The organism is Planktothrix pseudagardhii (assembly GCF_904830925.1).
In the GTDB taxonomy this organism is placed as follows: Bacteria; Cyanobacteriota; Cyanobacteriia; order Cyanobacteriales; family Microcoleaceae; genus Planktothrix; species Planktothrix tepida.
The window spans coordinates 2,968,239-2,993,393 of record NZ_LR882967.1 but is presented as its reverse complement, the minus strand read 5'-3'; the positions used below and the strand labels follow the sequence as shown (position 1 = coordinate 2,993,393).

At 40.1% G+C, this 25,155-nt stretch carries 17 protein-coding genes; 9 read left to right on the top strand and 8 right to left on the bottom strand.

Annotated elements, in window-relative coordinates; genetic code table 11:
• Nucleotides 1–116 precede the first annotated feature (116 nt).
• The 3 genes from cbiE to NMK36_RS12590 form a co-directional block, all read right to left on the bottom strand.
• Nucleotides 117–1,412 (bottom strand): precorrin-6y C5,15-methyltransferase (decarboxylating) subunit CbiE, encoded by a 1,296-nt coding sequence (cbiE, locus tag NMK36_RS12600; protein ID WP_367997213.1) that lies wholly within the window; start codon nt 1,410–1,412, stop codon nt 117–119.
• A 48-nt stretch (nt 1,413–1,460) separates the two neighbouring features.
• Complete coding sequence (locus tag NMK36_RS12595) at nt 1,461–2,072, bottom strand: cobalt-precorrin-8X methylmutase (RefSeq protein ID WP_254173873.1); 612 nt, start codon at nt 2,070–2,072, stop codon at nt 1,461–1,463.
• Nucleotides 2,073–2,141: 69 nt separating this feature from the next.
• Complete coding sequence (locus NMK36_RS12590; protein WP_254173872.1) at nt 2,142–2,924, bottom strand: DUF1868 domain-containing protein; 783 nt, start codon at nt 2,922–2,924, stop codon at nt 2,142–2,144.
• 34 nt (nt 2,925–2,958) lie between these two features.
• Here NMK36_RS12590 and holA point away from each other — a divergent pair, with 34 nt between their 5' ends.
• Nucleotides 2,959–3,960 (top strand): DNA polymerase III subunit delta, encoded by a 1,002-nt coding sequence (gene holA / locus NMK36_RS12585; protein ID WP_254173871.1) that lies wholly within the window; start codon nt 2,959–2,961, stop codon nt 3,958–3,960.
• A gap of 40 nt (nt 3,961–4,000) precedes the next feature.
• On the opposite strand, the gene NMK36_RS12580 is transcribed toward holA, so the two are convergent.
• Nucleotides 4,001–4,240 carry a LapA family protein gene (locus NMK36_RS12580; protein ID WP_254173870.1) on the bottom strand — a complete coding sequence of 80 codons (240 nt, stop codon included), beginning with the start codon at nt 4,238–4,240 and terminating at the stop codon, nt 4,001–4,003.
• 552 nt (nt 4,241–4,792) lie between these two features.
• Here NMK36_RS12580 and NMK36_RS12575 point away from each other — a divergent pair.
• The 3 genes from NMK36_RS12575 (at nt 4,793) to NMK36_RS12565 (ending at nt 10,089) form a co-directional block, all read left to right on the top strand.
• On the top strand, nt 4,793–5,911 hold the full coding sequence (locus NMK36_RS12575; protein WP_254173869.1) for a hypothetical protein: 1,119 nt from the start codon (nt 4,793–4,795) through the stop codon (nt 5,909–5,911).
• Nucleotides 5,912–5,918: 7 nt separating this feature from the next.
• Nucleotides 5,919–6,575: a cadmium resistance transporter gene (locus NMK36_RS12570; protein ID WP_254173868.1), complete on the top strand. Its 657-nt coding sequence runs from the start codon at nt 5,919–5,921 to the stop codon at nt 6,573–6,575.
• 430 nt (nt 6,576–7,005) lie between these two features.
• On the top strand, nt 7,006–10,089 hold the full coding sequence (locus NMK36_RS12565) for a LamG domain-containing protein (RefSeq protein WP_254173867.1): 3,084 nt from the start codon (nt 7,006–7,008) through the stop codon (nt 10,087–10,089).
• Here the strand turns inward: NMK36_RS12565 and NMK36_RS12560 are convergent.
• Nucleotides 10,079–11,191, bottom strand: a complete 1,113-nt coding sequence (locus tag NMK36_RS12560; RefSeq protein WP_254172743.1) for an IS630 family transposase — start codon at nt 11,189–11,191, stop codon at nt 10,079–10,081. The two genes, NMK36_RS12565 and NMK36_RS12560, sit on opposite strands and share 11 nt — an antisense overlap.
• Before the next feature lie 164 nt (nt 11,192–11,355).
• On the opposite strand from NMK36_RS12560, the gene NMK36_RS12555 reads away from it, so the two are divergent.
• Nucleotides 11,356–14,190: a LamG domain-containing protein gene (locus NMK36_RS12555; RefSeq protein WP_254173866.1), complete on the top strand. Its 2,835-nt coding sequence runs from the start codon at nt 11,356–11,358 to the stop codon at nt 14,188–14,190.
• A gap of 149 nt (nt 14,191–14,339) precedes the next feature.
• A complete protein-coding gene (locus tag NMK36_RS12550; protein ID WP_254173865.1) occupies nt 14,340–14,954 on the top strand; it encodes a Uma2 family endonuclease in 615 nt (204 codons plus the stop codon).
• Between the two features lie 545 nt (nt 14,955–15,499).
• Here the strand turns inward: NMK36_RS12550 and NMK36_RS12545 are convergent.
• Both NMK36_RS12545 and NMK36_RS12540 read right to left on the bottom strand, forming a co-directional pair.
• Nucleotides 15,500–18,697, bottom strand: coding sequence for a type ISP restriction/modification enzyme (locus NMK36_RS12545; protein WP_254173864.1), 3,198 nt, complete (start codon nt 18,695–18,697; stop codon nt 15,500–15,502).
• Nucleotides 18,698–18,788: 91 nt separating this feature from the next.
• Nucleotides 18,789–20,261, bottom strand: a complete 1,473-nt coding sequence (locus tag NMK36_RS12540) for a DUF3370 domain-containing protein (protein ID WP_254173863.1) — start codon at nt 20,259–20,261, stop codon at nt 18,789–18,791.
• A gap of 42 nt (nt 20,262–20,303) precedes the next feature.
• Between NMK36_RS12540 and alaS the strand changes: the two genes are divergently transcribed.
• Nucleotides 20,304–22,934, top strand: coding sequence for an alanine--tRNA ligase (gene alaS, locus NMK36_RS12535; protein ID WP_072721412.1), 2,631 nt, complete (start codon nt 20,304–20,306; stop codon nt 22,932–22,934).
• A 146-nt stretch (nt 22,935–23,080) separates the two neighbouring features.
• Nucleotides 23,081–23,413 carry a hypothetical protein gene (locus NMK36_RS12530; protein ID WP_072721414.1) on the top strand — a complete coding sequence of 111 codons (333 nt, stop codon included), beginning with the start codon at nt 23,081–23,083 and terminating at the stop codon, nt 23,411–23,413.
• A gap of 26 nt (nt 23,414–23,439) precedes the next feature.
• On the opposite strand, the gene NMK36_RS12525 is transcribed toward NMK36_RS12530, so the two are convergent.
• The gene (locus NMK36_RS12525; protein ID WP_254173862.1) at nt 23,440–23,862 is read right to left on the bottom strand and encodes a calcium-binding protein; all 423 of its coding nucleotides are present in this window, start codon (nt 23,860–23,862) and stop codon (nt 23,440–23,442) included.
• A 431-nt stretch (nt 23,863–24,293) separates the two neighbouring features.
• Here NMK36_RS12525 and NMK36_RS12520 point away from each other — a divergent pair, with 431 nt between their 5' ends.
• Nucleotides 24,294–25,079 (top strand): DUF72 domain-containing protein, encoded by a 786-nt coding sequence (locus NMK36_RS12520; protein ID WP_254173861.1) that lies wholly within the window; start codon nt 24,294–24,296, stop codon nt 25,077–25,079.
• Nucleotides 25,080–25,155 lie beyond the last annotated feature (76 nt).

The following is a 25,155-nucleotide window of genomic DNA, read 5'->3' as shown; positions in this document are numbered from 1 at the left end:
TCTCTACGTCATCTAATAGATGACTAAAACTGTTCTTTATTAACCCGTTAAAACGGGTTTGTAGGGGCGAGGCGCGCCTCGCCCTTACGCCTGAAATTAATTTCAAGGCTTTTAGCTTACGCAAATAAGCTATGGTGAGAAATCGTTAACAAAGTAACGGGGTTGAGAGGAGAAAAACGGGTTAAATTAGCAACGGGAACGGAACGGGATAATTGTACATTTAAAATCCGATAACTCCAACTGCGTTCAATGCGTTTTCGTTGGTCTAACCAGTTTAACGCCGTGTTTAAATGTTCAATCGTTGCTAAAGCTAAAACAATCACACCCCCCGGAGATAAACGAATACTGCAAATCCCTAAGATTTCGCTTAAATTGCTTCCACTTCCTCCAATAAAAATCCGATTCGGTGAGCGTAAATGATGTAAAATTTCGGGAGCTTCCCCATGAATAGAAACTAAGTTATTAACTTGAAATCGTTGGCGATTTTGTTCAATTAAAGTAGTTCCGGCGGCTGTTTTTTCAATAGAATAAACTGTAGAATCAGGAAAAAGTCTGGCAATTTCTATCGAAACCGAACCCGTCCCGGCTCCAATATCCCAAATCGTTTGTTTCGGCTGTAAAGCTAGTTCTCCTAAGATTAAAGTCCTAACTTCCCGCTTTGTCATCAGTCCAGGGCGATCGCTATAACTGAAAAACAGTTGATCAGGAATGCCAAAAGTCGGAATTTTAGATAAATCTAAAGGCTCTATTCCCAAACCAGATTCACGTAATAATATTACAATATTTAAGGAAGAAAATTCTGGATTTTTTAAAGATTCTATCTCCCATTGTTGGACTCGTTCATCCTTTCCCCCTAAATTTTCGCAGACCCAAAATTGATAACGACTTGGTAAATCTAAACTCTTGATTAATTGAGCGATCGCCGAGGGATTATAAAGATTATCCGTTAATATTGCTATTTTTTCTGCTCCCTGTTGTAAAGCTTGAATTAAGGTTTCCATAGAACGACCATGAACACTTAGAATTCGAGCATCTTGCCAAGGAATTTTAATCCGATTAAAGGCTAATTGAATCGAGCTAATATGGGGATAAAACGTTAATTGTTCCGGCGGAAATTCGGCAATTAATAAACGACCTAATCCAAAAAATAACGGATCACCCGATACTAAAATGACAATATAATTATTAGTAGATTGTTTTTTTTCAATTTCCCATCTTGTTAATTGCTGACGAATAGAAACAATTATTTCTGTTAAATCTCCTAAGATTAAACGACCAGCTAGATGTTCAGGAAAATAACTTAAATGGCGATCGCTTCCGACTAATATAGTTGCACCTGCAATAACATTAAGAACAGACTCACTCAGTCCTGATGCCCCGTCCAACCCAATACCAACAACATAAATCATTATTGAATTTCAAATTAATAATTAATGTACAATCCTTATATTTTTTGAACCCTATTTTTCAGAGGTAGCTAAAACAATTAAAGCATTTAAAATGGCTGCTGCTACCGGAGAACCTCCTTTTCTTCCCTCCACTCGAATTTGAGGAACGGACATTTGAGCTAACATCATTTTAGACTCTACTACAGACACAAAACCCACCGGAACCCCAATTACTAAACTCGGAGAAACTAACTTTTGTTCGATTAAAGAACACAGGGAAATTAACGCGGTTGGAGCATTACCAATCACAATAATACTCTGGGGAAACTCTTGAACAACATTAATTAATCCCGTTTCGGTGAGGGTTTTACCCGCCAAGGGAGTCGATACCGCTTCAACGGCACAAATTAAGGGATTATTAAAGGTTTTAGCCACTAAATTAGCGACCCCTTGTTTAACCATTCCCACATCAACAATAATCGGAACTCGTTGTTTTAACGCTAAAATTCCCTGTTCTATCGCATTTGGACTAAACCGAATTAACTGGGAAAATTCAAAATCAGCCGTACTATGAATAACTCGTCTCACAATCGCATATTCAGCAGAATTAAACGAATGTTCACCAATTTCTTGATCAATAATTGCAAAACTCTGGGATTGAATCGGATGAATTTCTATAAACATTGGTTCTCAAGGATGGTTTGTTATTGGTTGACAGTTAACGGTTAACCATCAACCAACAACGCTTAAGGTCTAAAATTTAAAAACAGGCCAGTCTGGTTCTCGATAATAGCGGGTCATGTCATCAAACTTGCGGAGTTCTGCTCGTTTAACCCAAATTTCTTGAGTAGAATCTAACCATTGTTGATTGAAAGAAGAGAGAATATTACAAAAATGACCCCGATCTAAATCTTCAGGAATTGTTCCGAAATAACCCAATGTGATGTGAGCCGTTAAATAATATTGTTGATCGACACCTAATGGAATTAAACTTGGATTTTGATAGATAGCACGCCGGAATTCAGTTGTTTTTTGATAGGACTCTTGATCACGGGGAACCAGACAAACGGCGATCGCCCTTGGCATTAGCATAAAACCGAAAATTTGCCAACGAATTCCCTGGGGAATTGGTGTGGATTTAAAACCTTGAAACGATTGAGCGATCGCTTGATGCAACTTCGGATCAAAACTGAGATCTTCTTTGCTGGCATCTCGATAAGCACTATCCCAAATCAAATCCGCTAAGGTAAAGTGTAAACTTTCCTGGGGAATCGGAATCCAAAAATTGGGATCAAACTTTTCACTGAGTTGCTGCTGACAAGTTTGGAGATTCTGATAAAATTCTCCATTCTCCCCATCATCTTCGGCCGGAGGGGTGATAATGCTATAACCCGGAAAAGGCACAGCTTGGGGTTTACCCTGGGAATCAGGCTTAAACTTAGGGGACTCCTGAATATACTCAAGCTGAGAGTGATAGGATTCTGGCAGCGTTAATCGCGCTACCCGATTCACATAAACTTGATAAGTATCGTCCAATTTTAATCGCCTCTTTTGAAAAAATTAAGTTATTATGCCTATCCACCTCTACTGGGGAGACGATGACTTTGCTTTAATGCAAGCGGTTGAACGATTGCGGGAGTCCGTCCTTGATCCCAGTTGGGCTAGTTTTAATTTTGACAGAATTCTGTCCGATCAACCAAATTCTGTAATTATGGCGCTTAATCAAGCCATGACGCCTCCTTTTGGAATGGGTGGACGCTTTGTTTGGTTAGTGGATACTTCCCTATTCCAGCAATGTCCAACAGAAGTTTATCAAGAGTTAGAACGCACCCTTTCGGTGATCCCCGATACGACAACGTTGCTTTTAACGGGTTCTAACAAACCCGACGGTCGGTTGAAGTCCACGACATTACTCAAGAAATATATTGACAAATCTAAAGGAGAATTGCGAGAATTTTCTCGAATTAAACCTTGGGAAATCGATAAATTAGAACAGCACGTTAAAACTTTAGCAACGGAACGTGGGGTCAATCTGAGCTCTAATGGGATTACTTTATTAGCAGAGTTAGTTGGAAATGATACTCGACAACTCTATAACGAATTGGAAAAACTCAAGCTATTTGCGGGGAATACTCATCAACCCCTCAGCCTTGAGCAAATTTCCTTATTAGTTCAGGCTAATACTCAAAATAGCTTAAAACTTGCCACTTGTATTAAAGCCGGACAAACCAGTAAAGCCTTAGAGTTAATTACAGAGTTACTCCAACACAATGAACCGGGATTAAAAATTGTCGCCACTTTAGTGAGTCAATTTCGGACGTGGTTATGGATTAAATTAATGATGGAAACCGGAGTCAGGGATAAACAGGAAATTGCGAAAACCGCCGAAATTGGCAACCCCAACCGTGTCTTTTTTTTGCAAAAAGAAGTACAAACCCTCACCCTAAATCAACTACAACACAGCTTACCTTTGTTACTTCAACTTGAAGCTCATCTCAAAGGCGGCGCAGATGAACGTTCAACTCTCCAAACCCATGTTATTGAGTTGTGTCAGCTATTTCAACGAAAATAGAGGGGTAGGGTGTACATCTAACGTCAGTGTTCTTCTTCCCCTATCTTCCCCTTTCCCCCTCTCCCCCTTCTGCTAACTGTACTATGGGTTTGAATAAGGCGGCTCCGAGAAGACCACTCACCACACTGAACGCTAGAATCACACCAACGGGGAGTTGAATGGACTCAAAGAACAGGAACTTCAAAGAAATGGGGGTAGCATTTTGAACGGCGAGAATGGCGATCGCACCGATCCAAACTGCAACAATAAAGCTGGTAATAATAGCGGGGGCGTTAGGCATAGATTACAACAATTGGTCAAACGAGGATATTTGTTTTTCTATTCTAATTAACCGGGGCAGAAAAATACTTACCCTGACGGAAAAATCGGCTTTTTTAAGCTTATTCCCCCGATCAGACATTTCTGTATTTTATTAAAAATGGAGTTCGGTCAAAGATTAGAAAAACTAATCTTCATAAAATTTTAACATTTGCCTTGCCAGGGTCTATCCATCAAGGAGATTATGGTATAATTCAAAGTCAAGCTAGACTTAAACCTTTTCTGTGGTGAATCTAATGCCGAGACTGACATCCATCCTGATGCACCAGATACTTTTCTCTAAAACTGGAGTTAAAAGGGTTCAGTCTGCCGAAGGCGTACGATTCTTTTCTTTTCTTTTATATTGAACTTAAACCCCGTTTCATTAGGTTTACGCCTCTAATTTTCAGAGGATCTAGCCTTAAACGGACACTTAAATATGAGTTGAGGGAGTCTTAATCAATTATTACTCTCTGGCTACTGCCTTGGCATGAGCAAAGGCGAATTTACAAAGACAAGTGAGGCTGGATTCAATATGAAACCCGAATACGAAGGTTCACCCGTCTGCGACTGGAATCAAGATGCCTCTAAAATCCTTACTATTTTAGATCAAACATCTTGTTCTGGGTCTATTATATCAGGAGAATGCCCAGATGAAAACCCCAGTTCTAAGTCTTCTGAAATCATGACCTTAATGGCAGTTGAATGGGCAAAACAATATTACTCAATGATTTGGAGTCCCAACCCATCTCATTCAGCGACGGGGATTGAACTTGATCAACCTGTTGATATTACTGAGTTTGACGAACAGCGTTCCCGTATTGTTTCCCAGCTTTTCCAAATGTTAAATATAGCCGGGGAAATTGCCTGGAACAAAATTGATGCGGTACTGGGTTCTTATCTTCAATCTCATCAAAACCTTTTAGAGTTAATTGAACCCAAAAAAATTATTCAAGATACTTGCCATTTGTATCGAGAAACCATAGAAGCTTATGCTCAATATGAATATCCGTCCCGGCTATCGGTTTTAGTGGGTCGAGAGATTATTTCCATTCGCCGTAAATATTTCCAAATCCATGTTGTATTTTTAGCTGTTTTAGCAATGGAATTTAACTATGTAGGAAAAATTTTATTAGATTGGATTCCCCTAAAATCACGCTCTATTTTTTTACTGTATTTCAAAGCAGTAGAAGATTATCTTCATGCCCCCATTGCAGAAGTTCATGCCTTAGCAGCTACCCAGAAAGCGGATTCAGAAGCTTTAATTGCCGTACAACAATTACTATCTCAAACAACAACAATTGCCCATAATGTTTATAACCGAGTTTGTCATTTACATCCCGGCTATCGGAGCATCAGTGGCAATTTAGCAAATTCTATGGTTCACTATTCTAGTATTCGAGATGTTGAACTCTTTCAAATTTATTTATGCTTGTGTGCGTTAGAAGGCAGTTTGCGACCCGTGCAAGAAGAGTTATTTCCGATGTGTGTGATTTTATATCCCCGATTAAATGTAAGTTGGGAGTTGGTACAGGATATGTTAAATTCTTTGCTTTGGGAACTTTATTATAGTTTGAGTCCAGAAAATTATAAAGTGTTTTTGCCCTATATTCATACCATAACTGAAATATTTTCTGATCAAGTCGTTTATTGAGATATTCATGAATTTAGTCTGGACTGCAATTGCTACAGGAATCACCAGTTTTATTGCCACCAATATTGATGATATTGTCATTTTAATGTTATTTTTCTCTCAACTGAATCGTCAATTTACAGTTCAACAGATTGTTGGGGGTCAATATCTAGGATTTACCTGTTTACTAATAGCGAGTTTGATCGGGTTTCTGGGAGGTTTAATTCTTCCTAAAACCGTGATTGGATTACTGGGATTTCTCCCAATTGCTATTGGAATTAAAGGGTTATTTCAAGCAGAAAAAGAGAAAGAAGAAATTCAAGGAGTAGCTTTTGATTCTTTAATCGCGGAGTCTCGATCTGCTTGGAAACGTTCTCTGGGAAAGGTTTTAAATACACCTTTATTTAATGTTGCTGCGGTAACTGTTGCCAATGGGGGTGATAATATTGGGATTTATATTCCCTTATTTGCGAATTCTAATTTATTGAGTTTAGGAATTATTCTAATTGTTTTTTATATTTTAATTGGAGTTTGGTGTGCGATCGCTTATTTCTTAACTCGTCATCCTATCTTAGCTCAATTTTTAACTCAATACGGCGAAAAAATAACCCCTTATATTTTAATTGCATTAGGAATTTTTATTTTAATAGAAAGTGAAAGTTACCATCTCCTACCTAAGTTCTAAACCTTGTTGTTGCGATTTGAATCAGATAAAACTCCCAACGATACCGTTTTTGATTTGGCCGTTGTCGTAGTTTCAGTAAATCTAAGAAAATCAATTGCAATTTTTGATTGCGGTCGGGTAAAAATTTTACGCCTCCCGGGACTTATTTTCACGACTTGTGAGTTTATTACTACTGTGTTCAATCAAAATTGATAAAGAATTGTGAATTACAAAACTTTAATTTTTCAGCAGCACTCACACTGACATATTCCTACAAAGCAAGCGTAATCATCATTAGCAGTTATCTTGTGGTTGAAACACTAACCTTAGTAGCAGGATTTATCGGATGATTATATCAGATTTAAATATATCTGGGAACCCAAAAATGTATATCATGAGGAGGATGTACTTTTGACATCTTTAATAGAGCGATTCCATCATTCAAAAACCTATGTACCTTTCAAAACAAAAGCTCAAACACCTCAACACCGTTACCCATGAGGGTAAAATAGTCGTCTTAGCCACCGATGCCGAGGGAAAAATTTCCTATACGGTGAAGCAAGATGGGTTTGAAGATAGCTACCTCAACACCCCCGCCGATCAAAGAACCGGCTGGGAAAACTGGCAAACTCTGGAATTCGCTGATGAAGCGGATGACCAGTCGGTAATTGAAAAAGAAAAAGCCGAACTGACTCACCAACAAAATCCCAGTCAATATCTCCTCAAATCCCTTTACAAAACCCAAAATATAACCGCAGTTGCCCCAGTACAAGCGATTTCTGCCCTGGGACATATTTACGTTTTTCGTCAGTCCAAATCCAACACTTTATTGGTGGATCGTTTTATATTAGACGGCATGACCAATAAGTTGAACCGCAAACTAGAAGTTCGGTTTAAGCGGAGTCGGCAAAAGCACACCCCCACGAAAAATATGCAACAGGGGTCTAACGGACTGGTTGATATTGATACCTTAGACTTTCGTGATGCCAACGGTAAATTTTTCTATGAACCCACCACCGAATTATGCTTAGTCAATAACCTGCATAAGGGCTGGTTTTCCGTCGTATTGGTTCCGACGATTGAAAATGATGTTTATCGCTGGCATATTTTCGCCTACAACAGTCAAACCCAGAAGGTCGAATTAACCACCATTCGCGCCTCGGAAGAAGGACTATTTGATGTTCAAGATTACACCATTTTTGAAGAATCAAACGATAGCCTAGTTCCCCGAAAAATTCCGGGGGTGATTAAGCGGACTTTAGACATTAAGGATGTGACAGTCACCGACGGTTTATCGGCCACTAAATACGATTTACAACAGGCCCAGCAAACCCAGTCCGGGGAAGAACAACTGTTGAAAACTGCCACGCGATTAATGTTGGCAATTCCCACAGATAAAGGGGCGGCCGCTTTCAGTTTTGCCATCGCCGGGGATGGTACTTTAGCAGAAATTGACGAAACCCCGGATAGCAAGCTTATTCGCAGTCGTCAGCGAGAAGTTTTGTTACCCTTAAACACCTTAGATGAAATTAAAGCAATTGGTGACAAAACCCCTCCTCCCCAAGGAATTATTAGCGGATTCGCCGCAGGAACTGATGAGGAAGATATCGAAGATTTAGTTAAAATATCCACCAATGGCGGCGCTTCAGAGTTAGCCAATTACGACTTAGTAAAAATCAGCGGCACCAGTGATTATCAAGGGTTGTATCGGACGATTAACGTAAAGCAAGATACCTTTGAGATTGATATCCCATTAGATCGCGGATTAGGTTATTGGGAAAAAGAAGACCAAGAAGAAGGTGGTTTGATTTTTGATGGCATGATTACCGCTTATCAAAAAACCGCCGAGGGCAAATTACGAGTCACCTGTCCTAATCATGGTTTGGAAAATGGCGATCAAGTCCAAATTACCGGCACAGAAGACTACAACGACAGCTACCCCGTGCGAAAAATTGATGATACCCATTTTGTCATTGAACGCAAATGGGCAATCGGAGAGGCTGTTAATGTGAAATTGGTGTCCCAAAAGCGGCGGGGAATCGTGTTTGATGGGGTGGATGATTATATTGATGTTACTGCTGGTATCCTACCTGATTCCTACACCAAAGAAGCTTGGATTAAATGGGAGAAATCTTCGGGAGAATTTAATATTATCTCGGGTAATAGTAGTCATGATTTATGGATAGAGGATCACAGGCTATGGGCAGGACATAAACATAATGGGAGTTGGTACAACGTTCAAGACACAACAACTTTACCTGAAAATACTTGGATTCATGTGGCTGTTACTTATGATAGTTCCACTCAAAGGATGGAACTATATAAGAATGGTCAACTCATTGCAACATCAACGAATGTTCCTCGTCTTGCTACCTCTCATCCCCAGATTGTCATTGGAGCATATAATTACGGGGGTCTCTTCAAAGGTTCTATAGCCGAAGTCCGCATCTGGAAAACAGCCCGGACTGCTGAAGACATTAAAAATAGTATGTACCTACAACTGACAGGAAAAGAAGTCGGTTTAGTGGGGTATTGGCGCTTAGGTGGTATCTCCGAAGGGAAAGTAGCTGACTTTTCTGTGAACGGCAATGACGGCACTGTCTATGGTGAACCGTATGTTAGTGCGGCAACTCTCAACCGCAAACTGGCCGGAGGAACCGCAGCAGTTAAATATAGCAATTCTGAGCTATTTGCTGTCAGTGAACGGGCTACTTATGAGGAAAGTTTTGAGTTTAAAGTTAACTCAGCCAATCCGGTTAATTTAGCCTATTTAGACAATGCCGATGGTAAAAATATTGGCACCAAGATATTTACCCTATCCTATTGGGGAAAAACCAGCCGCAGTGCCGAAGAGAAAAAGACCATTTCTGCGGTACAAAATAAGTTTGAAGATTTGGGCAATGGTTGGTATCGTGCTTCCTGTAATGTGACAATTCCCGATGAAGTCAGTCTGTTACGTTCTTTTGAAATTGCCAAAGTTCAAGGAGATTGGCAATCGCTGGAAATTCGCAAGCACCGGATTCGTTTGTTGTCCGATAGCATTACGGAGGCAAAATACACCGATAGTGTTGCACTCACAACCCTAAATTATCAGCAGGTTGGAGAGATCTCTCCTGACAGCGATGTCAATATGTTTACTGCCAAGTTAAAGATGTTAACGCTCAAACAGGAAGAGGAAAACGCCCTGCTTAAAGAAAAGCGAGAAGTGGAAGCAAAGATCGCTTCCGAGAGTGCCCTAGAAGGAGTTCGAGCCGAAATTCGGGATCTGACTTGGCAGACATTAACACTCATTCAAAAAGAGCAAAACCTGTTGTCTCGGTTGAGGAAAGAAGAAGAACAAACGGAAAACTTTTATTATAAGATTTGCAGCAAGAATCAAAGTGTTTATGGAGTAAATGGAGTAAGAGTAATAGATACGGAGTATTGGCATTCAATAACAGCTAGAATCGATGAGAATAAAGATTCTCAGCTTTGGAAATTGTTGCCCGTACCATCGTTAAAAGCACCCCTAAGCTGTTGTGTATTTAAACTGTGATTATAGCATTACCTTTGTTTTTAAGTTTACGTCCCCATTTAATAGATAACTGTCCTTCATTTAAAAGCTGATGTAATAAACACTCTAGCTCATCAACTGATTTAAAGAGTCGATGAGCTATATATTCTTTAGCTGAATGCCAGACTAATTCAATTAAATTATAATCTGGACTATATGCTGGAAGAAATTCTAAATAGACATTCGGCATTTCTGCTTTAATTTTTTCTAGGTACTCTTCTTTTTTGTGAAAACTTGCATTGTCAAGAATAATCAGGATCTTAGCTCCTTTTTCTACAAATTCTTCTGCTTGATTTCCCGCTAATACCCATTCATAAATTAGCTCTTGATAAAAACTTTTTAACACTTGATAAAAATTATCTGCATTTCCTTTATCCAGAAATTCTACAAATCTTTTTTTATCCGAGTACCTCAATCCTCCCATCACATTAACTCTTCCTTTCCTCCTGTCTCCTCTAATCTGTTTCCTCTTCCCTTTTTTACACCAATTCTTTCTTTTTATCACTCTTAAATTAAATCCACTTTCATCCCAAAACCATACCTGTAATTGTTCTGGACTTTCTTTTGCTATTTTCAAATATTCTTCTATTTTATCTTTAAATAATTTTCTTTTTTCTGGATCTCTTTTCTCTTCTAAGCTATACTTTGCCCACAAATAAACATACTTTTTTTCCTTTAATATCTTTCTCACTTGTGAACTACTTAATTTGATTCCTGTGATTTGTTCTAAATAAGTTGCCAATCTTTCTCCTGTCCATCTCCCAAATTCATATCCTAATTCTTCCGGTTCTTTTTCTACTGTTTCTAATAATATCTCTATATATTTGTCTGTGGCTTTTCTATAATTTCCTTTCATTCTTTCATCTTTTAGGCTTTCTAATTTGTCAGGGTCTCCATGTACACACCAATAACATACTTTGTTTAATGAGCAGCCCAAAAACTTGGCAATTTCACTTTGCTTTTTACCATCATTTAGCAATAATAAAATCAAGATTCTTTCTCGGATTTGTCCATTTTCTTCCTCTTTCAATCTTTTCTGTAGTTTCTCTACTTGCTTTTCATTTAAATGATTTTTAGCAGGCATCTTTTGATTGATTTTTCTAAACTTGGTTTTTCATTATACCCTATTTAGATGCTTAACAGCTTAATAGTCAACGTGAGGCAGAAGCACAATACTTCTTCCCTGGCCAAGTGTCTGACGTTCGAATTTGGAGTATTGCCCGAAGTGCGGATGAAATTCGAGCAGATATGTACACTCGCCTGAGTGGAAAAGAGTCAAGATTGTTGGCTTACTACCCCCTCGGTGAAGCTAAAGGCAACCCACATGATCTGTCTCTAAATGGCAACCACGGACTACTATGTGGACGTTGGAGAGAGTCCACTGTACCTATCTCGGCTGAGAACACCGTGATGCAGTTTGACGGGAAGGATGACTATCTAGAACTAACTCAGCCATTGCCCATTTTCTCAAGTTCGTTCACCATTTCTATGTGGCTGAAAATTCCAACTTATAAACGAGGGATATTGCTAGGAGATGCTTTTAGTCCAAACCGTCCAGTGGATGTTGACTGTGAAATTAGTGCTGATGGAAGGCTAAGGTTGTATTGGTCTGGTGCGGTAGATCTTTATGGCACGGCAACATTAGGACTTAATGAATGGCACTTTGTTAGTTTTGTCAGAGATCGAGAAAACCAAAAGGTTTATACTTACATCGACGGTGTTCTTGACTTGCAACATTCCGGAGCACTTTCTGATAAAACTGCGACCAGTTATCACCTTATTGGCCGCAATTTTGGGGGTAGTCACCATGATAATTGTTGCTTTCAGGGCTGTATGGCTGATCTCGGCATCTGGAATATCGCCCGTACCCAGGATCAAATTCGGGCAGATATGTACACTCGCCCAAGCGGGAAAGAGCTTCACTTGGTCGCTTATTATCCGCTTGCTCAAATCCGAGATTTACAACCCGAGGCGATCAATATAACACCCATCACTAAAGATTTGACTGGAAAGTATCACGCCAGGCCAAATGGAGGGGTGCAGTCAGTCGCAGACAATGTCCTGCCTGCGATCCGGGAAAATATTCAGGCAATTATGAACAACCGACCACCTAGCAACCGCAATCGCGGCATCGTGAGCCAGGTATTGACTATCGACGATAAAACTCTGCCTATTGTCGGCGATGCCCTGGTCTCTGCGGAGTACAGCACCGTAACTCTGGAGCCGACAACCAAACGCAAGGTAGCGATCATGCGGCGATTCCTGGGTTCTCCCACCACCAACGGGGCCATGCTGCTCCCGGATAAGCGGATTGAAACCTTGGAACTGAAGTGGATTGGCAATGCTCAGTTTGCTCCGACTTTGTTGGGTTATATTGAGGGGCCACCCCCCGTACCCAGTGAAAACCTAACCTTATCAGACGATTACAATGGTGCGACTTCTGTGGAATTAACCATGTCTGAAGATGTGGCATTTAGCTGGAATCGTTCTCAGGATTCTGGGTTAGGAGCGACTGCTGATGTGTTTGCTGGAGCCGAAACAGAAGCTTCAGCCGGTTTATTCGTCCAAGCTAAAATCGCAACGATGCGTGCTGGTTTCAAAGGTAATTTGGATTTCAGCTACCAATTCCAAAATGAAAGTAACATTACTTCCAGTTCATCCCTGAGCATGACCGATAAACTGGAACTACGCGGCACACCAGAAGAAACTACCAAGTTCCCCCATTTGGGGACACGATTTATTCCCAAGAATATTGGCTATGCTTTGGTTGTTTCCGCCTTGGCAGATGTGTTTGTCACCCGACTGGCCCGCAGTGGCAAAATGGTCGGCTACCAAGTGCAGCCGGTAGATGGCATTCCTCCAGATGTCAACACCATCACCTTTTTGATGAATCCTGCCTACACGATGAATGGTAGCTTGGATGGGATGACCGGCAGCAGTGCTACTAGCCAGCGCTTTTTCAAGCACGTTCCCGAAATGCGTAGCCAGTATGGTTCCCTCTATCCCGCCAGTTACTATCGCTTGAAAGAGGCGTATGACTTAAAACGCCAAATTGAAGCGGAAGATAAACGCCGAGAATCTTACTTTTCTAACTTTGATGTGCGTTTAGTCGATGAAACCTCTTTGAACCGGAATATTGATAGTGGGGATGCACCTTCCACCACTGGATTACAACGGGAAGAAGACAAACCCAGTACCCAAATGACTGAGGAGGAAAAGAAAAAAGCTGAAGAGGAAAAACTGAACAATGCGAAGGCGGATGCTGCGGCGACCGTCAGTGAGAAAAGTGCCGCCACCAAAGCAAAACAGGCCGAAATCCAAAGCAAAATTAACGACCAAGAGAAACGAGTGCAAGCCACAAACAGTTTTGCGGGTTGGCAGAAACGGATGGAAGACCTGCAAATTCGGGCGGGTAAGCGCAATATCGTCAATACCTACGTTTGGGACGCTGACGGTGGACTGCGAACTGAAGCTCAAAGCTTTGCCAATACCGTAGAACATACCATTGGTGGCTCTTTTGGTCTGAATGCCGGTTTGGGTTTTGAAGGAAAATTTGGAGCTATCGCAACTGTTGAACTCACTGCCCAAGCTACGGTCAACTTAACTCAAACCATGAGCAAAACTGAAGCTCGGAGTAAAGGTTTTCAGTTGAATGTAGATCTGAGTGGTTTGGAGTATAAAGGCATCACCGATTACAACGATCGCCCGATTCTGCCCGGGGAAAAAGTAGATCGCTATCGCTTTATGAGTTTCTACCTGGAAGGCAGTACCGATCACTTCCACGACTTCTTTAACTATGTGGTCGATCCTGAATGGCTGCGTAGCAACGACGAAGAAGCGCGGGCCTTGCGTCAGGCCCAGGCAGGTAAGCCCAATAAAGCCTGGCGGGTACTGCACCGGGTCACTTATGTGGAACGTCCAGCATTGATGGGTTTTGGTCGAGATGTCCGTAAATTGCGGGAGGCGAGTGCAACTTCTAGCAATCAACAATTGTTGGATAAAATTGCCAAGTTGGAGGAGGCTAACCGTAAATTAGAGGAGAAACTCGATAAAATTCTCAACTACCTACAACAGCCTAAATAGTTAATTATTAAGAGGGGGGAAAACTATTTTCCTTCCTCTTCAAATTAAGAGTAATCGCTTTTTAAACAGGTCAATTTTGTGCTAAAATAGAGATAATTATTTTTTTTTAAATCAATACTAACTCAGATTTATTGCAATAGATATAAATTATGGTTCAATCTTTACCAAAACCAACAAGTTTTTCTGAATTTATCCAGTGGAAACCCGATAACAAACGCTATGAACTCCATGAAGGAGTAATTCTTGAAATGCCACAACCGACGGGAGAACATGAAGATATTGTAGGGTTTTTAGCTGAAAAACTGACCTTAGAATATGTGCGCCTCCATCTTTCTTATTCTATACCGAAAACGGCACTGGTTAAATCAGCTTCGAGCGAGTCGGCTTACTCGCCCGATATCTTATTATTGAATCGTTCTCATTTGGTGAATGAACCTTTCTGGAAGAAAGAATCTACTGTAACTTTGGGTCAGTCTATTCCTTTAGTAATTGAAGTCGTAAGCACGAATTGGCGAGATGATTATTATAAAAAATATGGAGAGTACGAAGAAATTGGAATAGCTGAATATTGGATTGTAGATTATCTAGCTCTGGGTGCTCGTAAATTGATTGGTAATCCCAAAAAACCAACTGTTTCTGTTTACTTTTTAGTCGATGGAGAATACCAAGTGACTCAATATCGAGAAAATGAGTGTATTCAGTCCTTCGTTTTTCCAGAGTTAAGTTTAACGGCTGAACAAATATTTCAAGCTGGAGTTCTTTAATAAAAGTAGAACCAGATTCTATCTCGACTGCACATCACTATACTAGAAGCCTGGTAGCTTGCCGAAATAGACTAACAACAGAAGTGCTGAGATAGATAGCCATAGATTCTTTGTGAGTTCTTGACCATATTTAAACTTCTCGAAATCATTTGAAAACTGGGTTTTGCCCTGATCAAATAAGAAACAGAACTCAAACCATAACCATAGAGGTGGAATAATAATCCAAAATCCTATCAATCCCTTTTTAATTTCATCTGACCAGTTCCCAAAGATAGCACCTATAACCGAAATTAGAAGCAAAAAGATAGCTATTCTGGCAAAACTTTCTGTTGAGATAAATTTAGGGAGTCTCATAATTCTTTATGCAGTGTCTCAATATTACAGATTGCTGGCGAGGTCTAACGGCTGAATTGAGCAGTAAGCGATCGCCTCTCAACTCAAAACAAAATCCCTTAATTTAATATTGTGCGCTCCAATGGTGTGTTATGCCTAGTTCCTTATAAATTATTTATCTTGACGATTGCCAATAACTTTTCAGAACTCATCTATAAAAATGGAAAACCTCCATATTTATTAATAATTTGGTCAATATCCATCATGGTTGTGATCGTTTCGTCCAAGATAGAAATAATATTTTGATAATGCGATAGGTCATCAAAGCTAAGTTCGCGGTTTTTGCGGTCTTTGAGCCATTTGTGACAGACTTGATAACCCCCGATATAAAAGTTCCAAATATGGGGCGGAATGTTGGCAAAATATTGCTCTGAGTTAATCCAGATTTGTTGTTGGGTTTCGTTGTATTTGACTTGTTCAACAAGGTTAGAACCTGCTACGGGATAACTGCTAATTTCAGTTCCCGTTGCTTTCATTAAATGGAGTTGTACTAATTTTTCGCCTTGGTTTGCAAGTTCCCAAAATAGTTTTTTATTGCTGGTGAGGGGGACTCGCGGAAAGTCAATTTTCAGAAATTCGGCATAACGTTGGCGGTATTCTGGCGAATGGAAAACAGCATAGATATAGTTAAAGATGTCTTCTGGTGCAAAGTTTTTGACTTGATCCCCTTTACCATCAGGGAGAAATTCTAAACCTAGTTTTTCGGAAAGTTCGTTAATAAATTCTGGTGCTAGGTTTGGGCGGCGACCATTTGGGGAGTTGGTTGGTTCGAGTTCAAATAGGGTTGGGGTGTTGGTTGGGTAAAGATAGAGAGGGAAAATATATGTTCTCTCACGGGTTTCGAGAGAGACAGCATTACCATCAGTGATATTTTCTGTTACAAAAATATGGCGAAAATTATTGTTAACTTGTCGATTAGTACATAAAGCAAGATTGTCATTTTGAAATAAATGATCCATTACTTCGCCACGAGGCATACTATGAAATCCTCTTGATCTGCCTGTATAATATGTATGTCTAATATCGAAAGGACGATATAAGACTTTTGCAATATGATCGCTATAAGCTCCAGAAGTTTTGATGTCTTTTTGTGCTAGTTCAACTGTCCAGTCACGTGTATCTTTATCCAGATCCAGTTGTAATTTAAGTTCTTGGATAGGAAAATCTTTGAATTGATTAAGTATATTTATTAAGTTTTGCTCATCAAAGTGAATAGTTATTCTATCTCTTGAAGTTGATATACCAACGCTATTAATCTTAAATATTTGAGTAATTTGATAATTATTAAAATATTCAGTCTGTAGATCAATATTTTGAGGACTAAGTAAATAAAAATCGGGTGTAGAATCTAATTTTTCCCACTCAGTCGAACTAATATCATTTTCCTCCAACCAATGATACTTACCACCAACTAACTGCTTATTCTCATAAACCTCTCTGCTTCCCCACAAATCAGCATGATAAACCTTAGCTAAATTCTGCTGACTGTTTTGATACTTGATAAAAATCCCGATCGCTACCCCTTGCTGAATATCAAAAACATTTTTATCAGGTAAACCATCGGGACAAACTTCTTTTTTCTTGCTATTGCCATGTAAATCTAAAACATAAATCTCATCAAAAGTTTGCATCAAATTTTGACGCATTCCCCTAAAAGTCGGATTATCTAAATAACCATGATTAGTAATAAACGCCACCACTCCATAACCAGTTTCCGCAATTCGATGTTGAGCAAAACGGATAAACTTTACATAATCATCTAGTAAACCTTTAGGATTTCTCTCACCAAGAGGCTTTCCATCAACTTGATAATAATCCTTTACCAAATTTACAATCCAAGGATCAGTATTGATCGACTCATAGGAATAAGGAGGATTGCCTAAAATCACCATCACAGGCGTATCCTGCTTAACCCCCTTCGCCGCTTCCGCTTCATCCCGAATGCGATTCAAAAAACCATCCGCCGCAGGAATTTGAAACGCCTCCTGCAAAGTATTTGTTAAATAAATTTTTAAACGCTCATCTGAACTAAAATCATAACCCAAAGCTTGAAGTTGTAACCCTAACTTCATGTGTGCCACGGTATAGGGAGCCATCAACAACTCAAACCCAAATAAACGCGGTAACAAATGCTGACTCACATAACTAGACCACATCCCCTTCTGATTTTTGAAACCCTCATAAATATGCTCAATTACACTGTGCATAAACGTCCCCGTCCCCACCGCCGGATCAAGGATTAACACCTGATGAGTTTCAATTTTTCCCTCATCCTTCGGATTATTAACGTGAATCTTTTTAGAATCTGCTAAACCTTTTTTAATTCCAAACTTCTCCTTGAGAATATAATCCACACTCCGCACAATATAGGAAACCACAGGCTCAGGGGTATAGTAAACTCCCCGTGACTCCCGCATTTTGGGGTCATATTCCGCTAAGAAAGTCTCATAAAAATGCACCACCGGATCTTCCCGGCGGCTACGCTTACCAAAATCACTCAAAATGCCCGACATATCCGTTTGCTGTAAAATACTCGCTAAAGTATCCACCGCCCAAGTGATGCGATCATCTAGTTCTGAACCTGCAATCTGATTAAAAATACCGCGTAAAAATGGATTTGTTTTGGGTAAGCGAAACCCCGCCGTCTCCCTTGAAAATGTACTGACTTGATCCGTATTGCAACGCGCCGCAAATAACCCATAGCAAATCGTTTGAGCATACATATCCGCAAACTGCTCACCCGTCAAATCTCGAATTAATACCCTTTGAAAAGATTCTAATTGCTGCCGCAACATCCCACCGCGATCGCTATCTTTTAGCGCTGTATTAATCGCATCCCGAATTAACTGTGCCAAAGCCGCCATCTTTTTAGCTAAAGCTTTGGGTGTTGTCACCTGCACAACCTTAGTTAATAGAAATTGTCGCAAAAGCTGATCAACCTGTGCAATTCCATCAGGATCAGGCTTAATTTTCTTTTGCTTATCAAAAGTAGCTACAGCCGCCGATAGTCGTAACTCACCACCCACATACCACCGAAATTCTAAATGATCCGTTAAAATCAAGTTCCCCAAGGCATTGAAATAACGCTGCATTTGGTTTTTCTTTTCCAAACTCTTTAGCGAAATACCAATATCTTTAGCCTCAAGATGTCCAATTTCTAAAGCTCCCTGTCCAATCCAAAAATCTGGCGCACCACAAGCAATCCGCTTTGGCTCATTTACCGCCAAAATGTCATTACCAAAAGATTCCAGCAATTTTTTTAAAGCAGGACGATAGGTATGCTCTGTCCCATTACCCTTTTGATAAATCTGCGTAACATCTTGTAAATAGGCCTGAATTTGATGAGTCATGATAAATTTTCCACTATCAGACTATTTTAACAACAATCCCCCACCTCGAAATTTTTGGGCTTCTTTTTACCTCTTTTGTCCTGGGAGATAATTAATTTAAGGTTTTAATCGTTAAAACTTGGGGAGGTGTTGCATCCGGGGGATAACGAAAATCGACTCTCACAAAACGAGAAGATTTCGGGTTTAATTTTAATTGAACTAACGGGTCAACAATTTGTCCTCGACGATGCCATAAATGCAGATATTTAACAATTGTTTTTCCTTGTTCATCTTCATATCTTAACCGCACCGTTCCTCGAAAAAACGGAAAATCTAAGGGCGGTTGTCTAAAAATTAATCCATTTTTCGATAAAGTTTCTTCTTTAAAAGGGGTTTCTAAAGTAATCGTTACCCTTTGAGTTTCATCCGTTGCATTCAATAACGGGATATGTAAATCATATTGTACGCCATAATTGCCATGAGATTCATAGGCAGTATCAGGATAACGTACAATTAACGGTGCGGCTTGCACTTGTTTCGTTCCTAATGTTCCCGCCCGGACGGTACTAATGGGAAAAGAAATCCCTTTTCCTTGATTAGGAATGGTTAGAGAATCTTTGCCCTCATCGACTAAATCTGCTTCCCAGGTTGCCCCTTTTTGAACTCCCGCCACCCGACTATAAATTAACTGACCTCCCGTTTGTTCTGGAGGAGTAGGTATTTTATCGCGGGGTTGTGCTAAAGTGCCATTATCAAGTAACTGTTGCCATTCTTCTAAAGTTGGCGCCCGTTCCTTGCCATCAGGGTGCATCTTCGCAAATTGGGCTAAACTAGCCATATAAATTGCAGCCGGGGCGGAATCATCGGTTTTGCCCCGAACCCTCAACCGCATAAACGTTGAACGCCCATTTACCGGACGGTCTAACCCCTTTACTGGGATGGGTAAATTCATTAACATTTGACTTTCACCAGGGCCAAGTTCTAAGGTTTCAGGAAATTCAGATTGGCGCTTTTCCCTTAAAACATCATCAACGGCCCGAATTCCTGGCCCGGAATAAATCTCACCTTTGGTATTATCACTGATAGTCGGTTTTTCTTTAAAAGGAGCATCTGGCTCCAATAAATAACTTGCGGCTGATAAGACTTCAACCGTAACAGGTTCAGCATCAGGATTATGAACGATTAACCCCAAATACAAGGTTTTTAAATCAGGAGGGGCCTGGGTAAAATGATGAGCAAAAACTTCAAACTCTCCCGTTAAAAGATATTCTAAATGGGCTTCAGGATGACTACGCCATCCCCCCGGAAAGGTTGAGAGTAAAATCCCTTCCTGTTTAATCCATTCTGGACTATTGCTATTAAACATTAACACCTCATCCAGGTTCCCTGGTAAGGGACGGACTTCGTTGTCAGCAATAATTTCGAGTGGCGGTAAGGCATTGGCAAAGGGCAACCGAGGCAAAACGGTGGGAAACCGTTCAACAATGACCATTTGGCGAAATAAAATTCCTCCGACCGCACCTCCCACCGCAGACAGGCCAACAATTAAAATAGAAATTACCCGACGTAAGATTTGATCTTTCATTTATGCTGAAAGGTTGGTCTGATTTTTTTTAAAGTGAGTGTTATGACTTTTTTCCCTAAATTTTCCACTGGCAGCGAAATTCGTCAAAAATTTCTCAACTTCTATGCCGAAAGAGGGCATAAAATTCTGCCGAGTGCGTCTTTAGTTCCTGAAGACCCGACGGTTTTGTTAACCATTGCCGGGATGCTACCCTTTAAACCGATATTTCTGGGACAGCGACAACCGGAATTTCCTCGTGCCACCACCTCCCAAAAATGTATCCGTACTAATGATATTGAAAATGTAGGCAGAACAGCCAGACACCACACATTTTTTGAAATGTTGGGTAATTTTAGCTTTGGAGATTATTTTAAAGAACAAGCGATCGCATGGGGATGGGAAATTTCAACCAAAGTGTTTGAGTTACCTCCAGAACGCTTAGTCGTGAGTGTGTTCGAGGAAGATGACGAAGCCTTTGCCATCTGGCGCGACAAAATTGGGGTTCCTCCCCAACGCATTAAACGCATGGGAGAAGCGGATAACTTTTGGAAATCTGGCCCCACTGGCCCCTGTGGCCCCTGTTCAGAGATTTATTATGATTTTCATCCTGAACGCGGCGAGGAGAATATTGATTTAGAAGATGATACTCGGTTTATTGAGTTTTATAACTTGGTTTTCATGCAGTATAACCGAGATAATGATGGCAATTTAACCCCGTTACAGAATAAAAATATTGATACGGGAATGGGGTTAGAACGGATGGCACAAATTCTGCAACAGGTTCCCAATAATTACGAAACGGATCTGATTTTTCCGATTATTAAAACCGCCGCCGAAATTGCCAAAATCGATTATCACAAATCTGACGAGAAAACTAAAGTCTCCCTAAAAGTGATTGGGGATCATATTCGGGCAGTTGTACATTTAATTGCCGATGGCGTTACGGCTTCTAATATTGGACGGGGTTATATTTTACGGCGCTTAATTCGGCGGGTCGTTCGTCATGGTCGGTTAATTGGAATTAACGGAGAATTTACAACCCAAGTGGCTGAAACTGCCATTCAATTATCGGAAGCAGCTTATCCGAATGTGCGTCAACGGGAAAGTGCAATTAAGGGGGAATTACAAAGAGAAGAAACCCGGTTCTTGGAAACCTTAGAACGGGGTGAAAAACTGTTAGCGGAAATTATTGATAAAGCTAAGAGTGAAATTTCCGGTCAAGATGCTTTCGTGTTATATGACACCTACGGTTTCCCCTTAGAATTAACGCAAGAAGTTGCTGAAGAAAATGGGTTAACGGTGGATAGTGAAGGCTTTGAAACGGCAATGGAAGAACAGCGCCGCCGTTCTCAAGATGCCCATGAAACGATTGATTTGACCGTTCAAGGCAGTTTAGATCAACTCGCAGAACATATTCACTCAACGGAATTTTTAGGCTATACGTTGTTAGCTTCGGATGCTAAAGTTGAAGCAGTTTTAGTCAATGGAAAACCCATTGAGGAAGCAGAAGCGGGAACGGAAATTCAAGTAATTTTGAATAAAACGCCCTTCTATGCCGAGTCTGGGGGACAAATTGGCGATCGCGGTTATTTAAGTTATGGTGATACCGTGATTCGGGTTCATGATGTTAAAAAAGAATCCAATATTTTCATCCATTTTGGACGAATTGAACGGGGAAGAGTGACCCCAGGAATGACCTTAAATGCCCAAATTGATCGCGCTTGTCGTCGTCGTGCCCAAGCAAACCATACGGCAACCCATTTGTTACAATCAGCGTTAAAATTAATCGTCGATCCCTCCATTTCTCAAGCGGGTTCTTTAGTAGATTTTGAACGCTTACGGTTTGATTTTAATTGTCCGCGTGGGTTAACAACTGAAGAACTGCAACAAGTTGAAGATCAAGTCAATAGTTGGATCACGGAAGCTCATCCGGCCGTAATTGCAGAAATGGCATTAGAAGAAGCCAAAGCTAAAGGCGCTACCGCTATGTTTGGAGAGAAATATTCAGACGTGGTGCGGGTGGTTGATTATTCTGGGGTTTCGATGGAATTATGCGGGGGAACTCATGTTAGCAATACCGCAGAAATTGGGCTATTTAAGATTATTTCAGAAACGGGAATTGCATCAGGAATTCGACGTATTGAAGCCGTAGCCGGACAGTCGGTTTTAGAGTATTTGAAAGTTCGGGATACGGTGGTAAAAGATTTAGGCGATCGCTTTAAAGCCAAACCTGAAGAATTACCAGACCGCATTACTAATTTACAACAAGAGTTAAAAACCACTCAGAAACAATTAGAAGGAGTTAAAGCGGAATTAGCGATCGCCAAATCCGAACAATTATTAACAACGGCTGAAACCATTGGTGAGTTTAAATTAATTGTTGCAGAACTGAATGATGCAGATGCAGAATCATTAAAAACCGCCGCAGAACGTCTCCAACAAAAGTTAGGAGAAAGTGCGGTTGTGTTAGGTTCAGCAACAACGGATGGTAAAGTTAATTTTGTTGCAGCGTTCAGTAAAGCTGTTAATAATAAAGGCTTACAAGCGGGTAAATTCATTGGCGGTATTGCCAAAATTTGCGGCGGTGGCGGTGGCGGTCGTCCGAATTTAGCGCAAGCAGGAGGACGGGATGCGACGAAGTTAAAAGAAGCGTTAGAGAGCGCAAAAATGCAGTTAATTGATGGGTTGAAATAAGTTAACCTATGCCTTAACCCCTCCCCGATCAGCAGGGGGTTTTCAAAGTCAGGGGTAAAAAGGAAAATAAAAGTGATCTTTTTTTGATAAAATTAAAAAGAGATCACTTTTATTCGGTTTTAAAAAAATCATGTTAAACAGTATAATTGAACAGTAGTAAGGCAACAACTCAGGCAATAATTGAGAGCAAAAATGATTATTTAATTACGGCAAAAGGCAATCAATTTAAATTACACAAGCGAATAAAAATTTTAGCACAAATTGAAAAAACTTTAACAGTATATGAAGAAAAAGATGTCAGTCATGGACGAAATGTTAGCAGAAAAGTATCAGTATTTGATAGCCAGAATGTAAACCATAAAAATTATCCTCATCTTCAAAGTTTTATTGAGGTAGAAAGAACAGGTTTTCGGGGTGACAAAGAATATAATGAGACTTTATATCCCTCTTCTGTCACTCTCCGAGAGGTCGATCTCTAAAACCTTTATCAGTCAGCCAATACAAGCTATCCTATTACAAAAACGAAGTTTTTGTATTTGTTAGTAGAAATAAATACCGTATCATCTCCTTCATCACCATAAATGATGTCATCTCCAGAACCACCGAAAATCAAATCATTTCCTTTTCCACCATAAATGGTGTCGTTCCCGTCACCACCCAAAAGGCTATCATCTCCTTGCAAACCTAGGATGAAGTCATCACCATCACCGCCATCAATGGCATCATTTTGAGCGCCGGCTGTGATGACATCATCCTTTGAACTTCCAGCCAATACATTAGGTTGGTCTAGTGACCCAACCATTACTAAACCTCCATTTTCACCTTCAGATACACTTATAGGTGTCGTTGGGCGGTTTTGAATTTGCTGGGCGAGATCAGTTAAAATTTGCTGGTTTGAGGTTATGTCTGGAAATGTAAGGTTTGACATAGTTTTAAATTCATTGAAACTGAGCTATCAACTGGAAATGTGATATATAGCAATCGCTACAATACTCTGAGCCTGGATTCAGTCCATTCCTATGTGCGGAACATTCTCGTTTGTACGCTGGATATGACTTATAAATTAGCCCTAGCTTCACATAAAAACGAAAATAATATTTTTTAAATGGGAGATAATTACAAAAGCTTTAGTAACTTAAAGCAAAAGGCTTAGTAAATTATAGCAGCTAATTCACCTTATATCTAAAGATAGATGTTTTTATAATTTTTGTCTACTAAAAAAATACGTTTTTTTCAGGACTATACTAAGGTAAAAAAATTTATATTCCATTTTGTCGTGTGAAATGGAGGCTACAATCGCTGTAATTACGATTTTCTCGTTATTGTTAAGGTAGAGTCAGCTTTTCCAAGGTGAATGTTATGGTTCAATTTTATTTAGGCTGTGCGGTTTGGTCGTATAAGAATTGGGTGGGGGAATTGTACCCAGTCGGAAGTCGTGTGACGGATTTTCTATCCCTGTATAGTCGTCGTTTTAATACAGTTGAAGGAAACACAACATTTTATGCAGTTCCAAATGCAGAAACGGTGACTCGTTGGGTACAACAAACACCCCCGAATTTTAAGTTTTGTTTAAAATTACCTAAGGATTTAACCCATCAAGGGTTACTGAAACTTGCCATTCCAGGTGCGTTAAGCTTTATTGAACAAATGCAGCTTTTAGGAACTCATTTAGGGCCGATTTTTGCTCAACTTCCTCCGAGCTATTCCCCTAATTTATTAGAAGATTTGCAAGAATTTATTCAGGCTTGGCCCCATCAAATTGTTCCGTTAGCAGTAGAAGTTCGTCATCCTGAATGGTTTGAAGAGAATAATTTTAATGAATTAAAACAGCTTTTAGAATCCTATAACGTGGGACGAGTGATTTTAGATTCCCGTCCTATTTATAGTAGTGATGATGACCCTCAACTGAATTCAGAACGCCCAAAACCTAACGTTCCCGTAGAATTTAGTATTACGTCTTCGTTTAGTTTAGTTCGGTTTATTTCTCATCCGCAATTATCGATTAATCAACCTTTTTTAGAAGACTGGATAACCCCGATTCATCACTGGTTAAATCAAGGAAAAGATGTCTATTTTTTTGTTCATTGTCCCCAAGAAGAGCGATCGCCCTCTACCGCTAAATATGTGCAACAATTGTTAGAATAGCATTCTGTGCCCATTTCTCCCCTTCCTTGGAATCAATTAGAACAAACACCGATACAATTAAGTTTATGGTAAACCC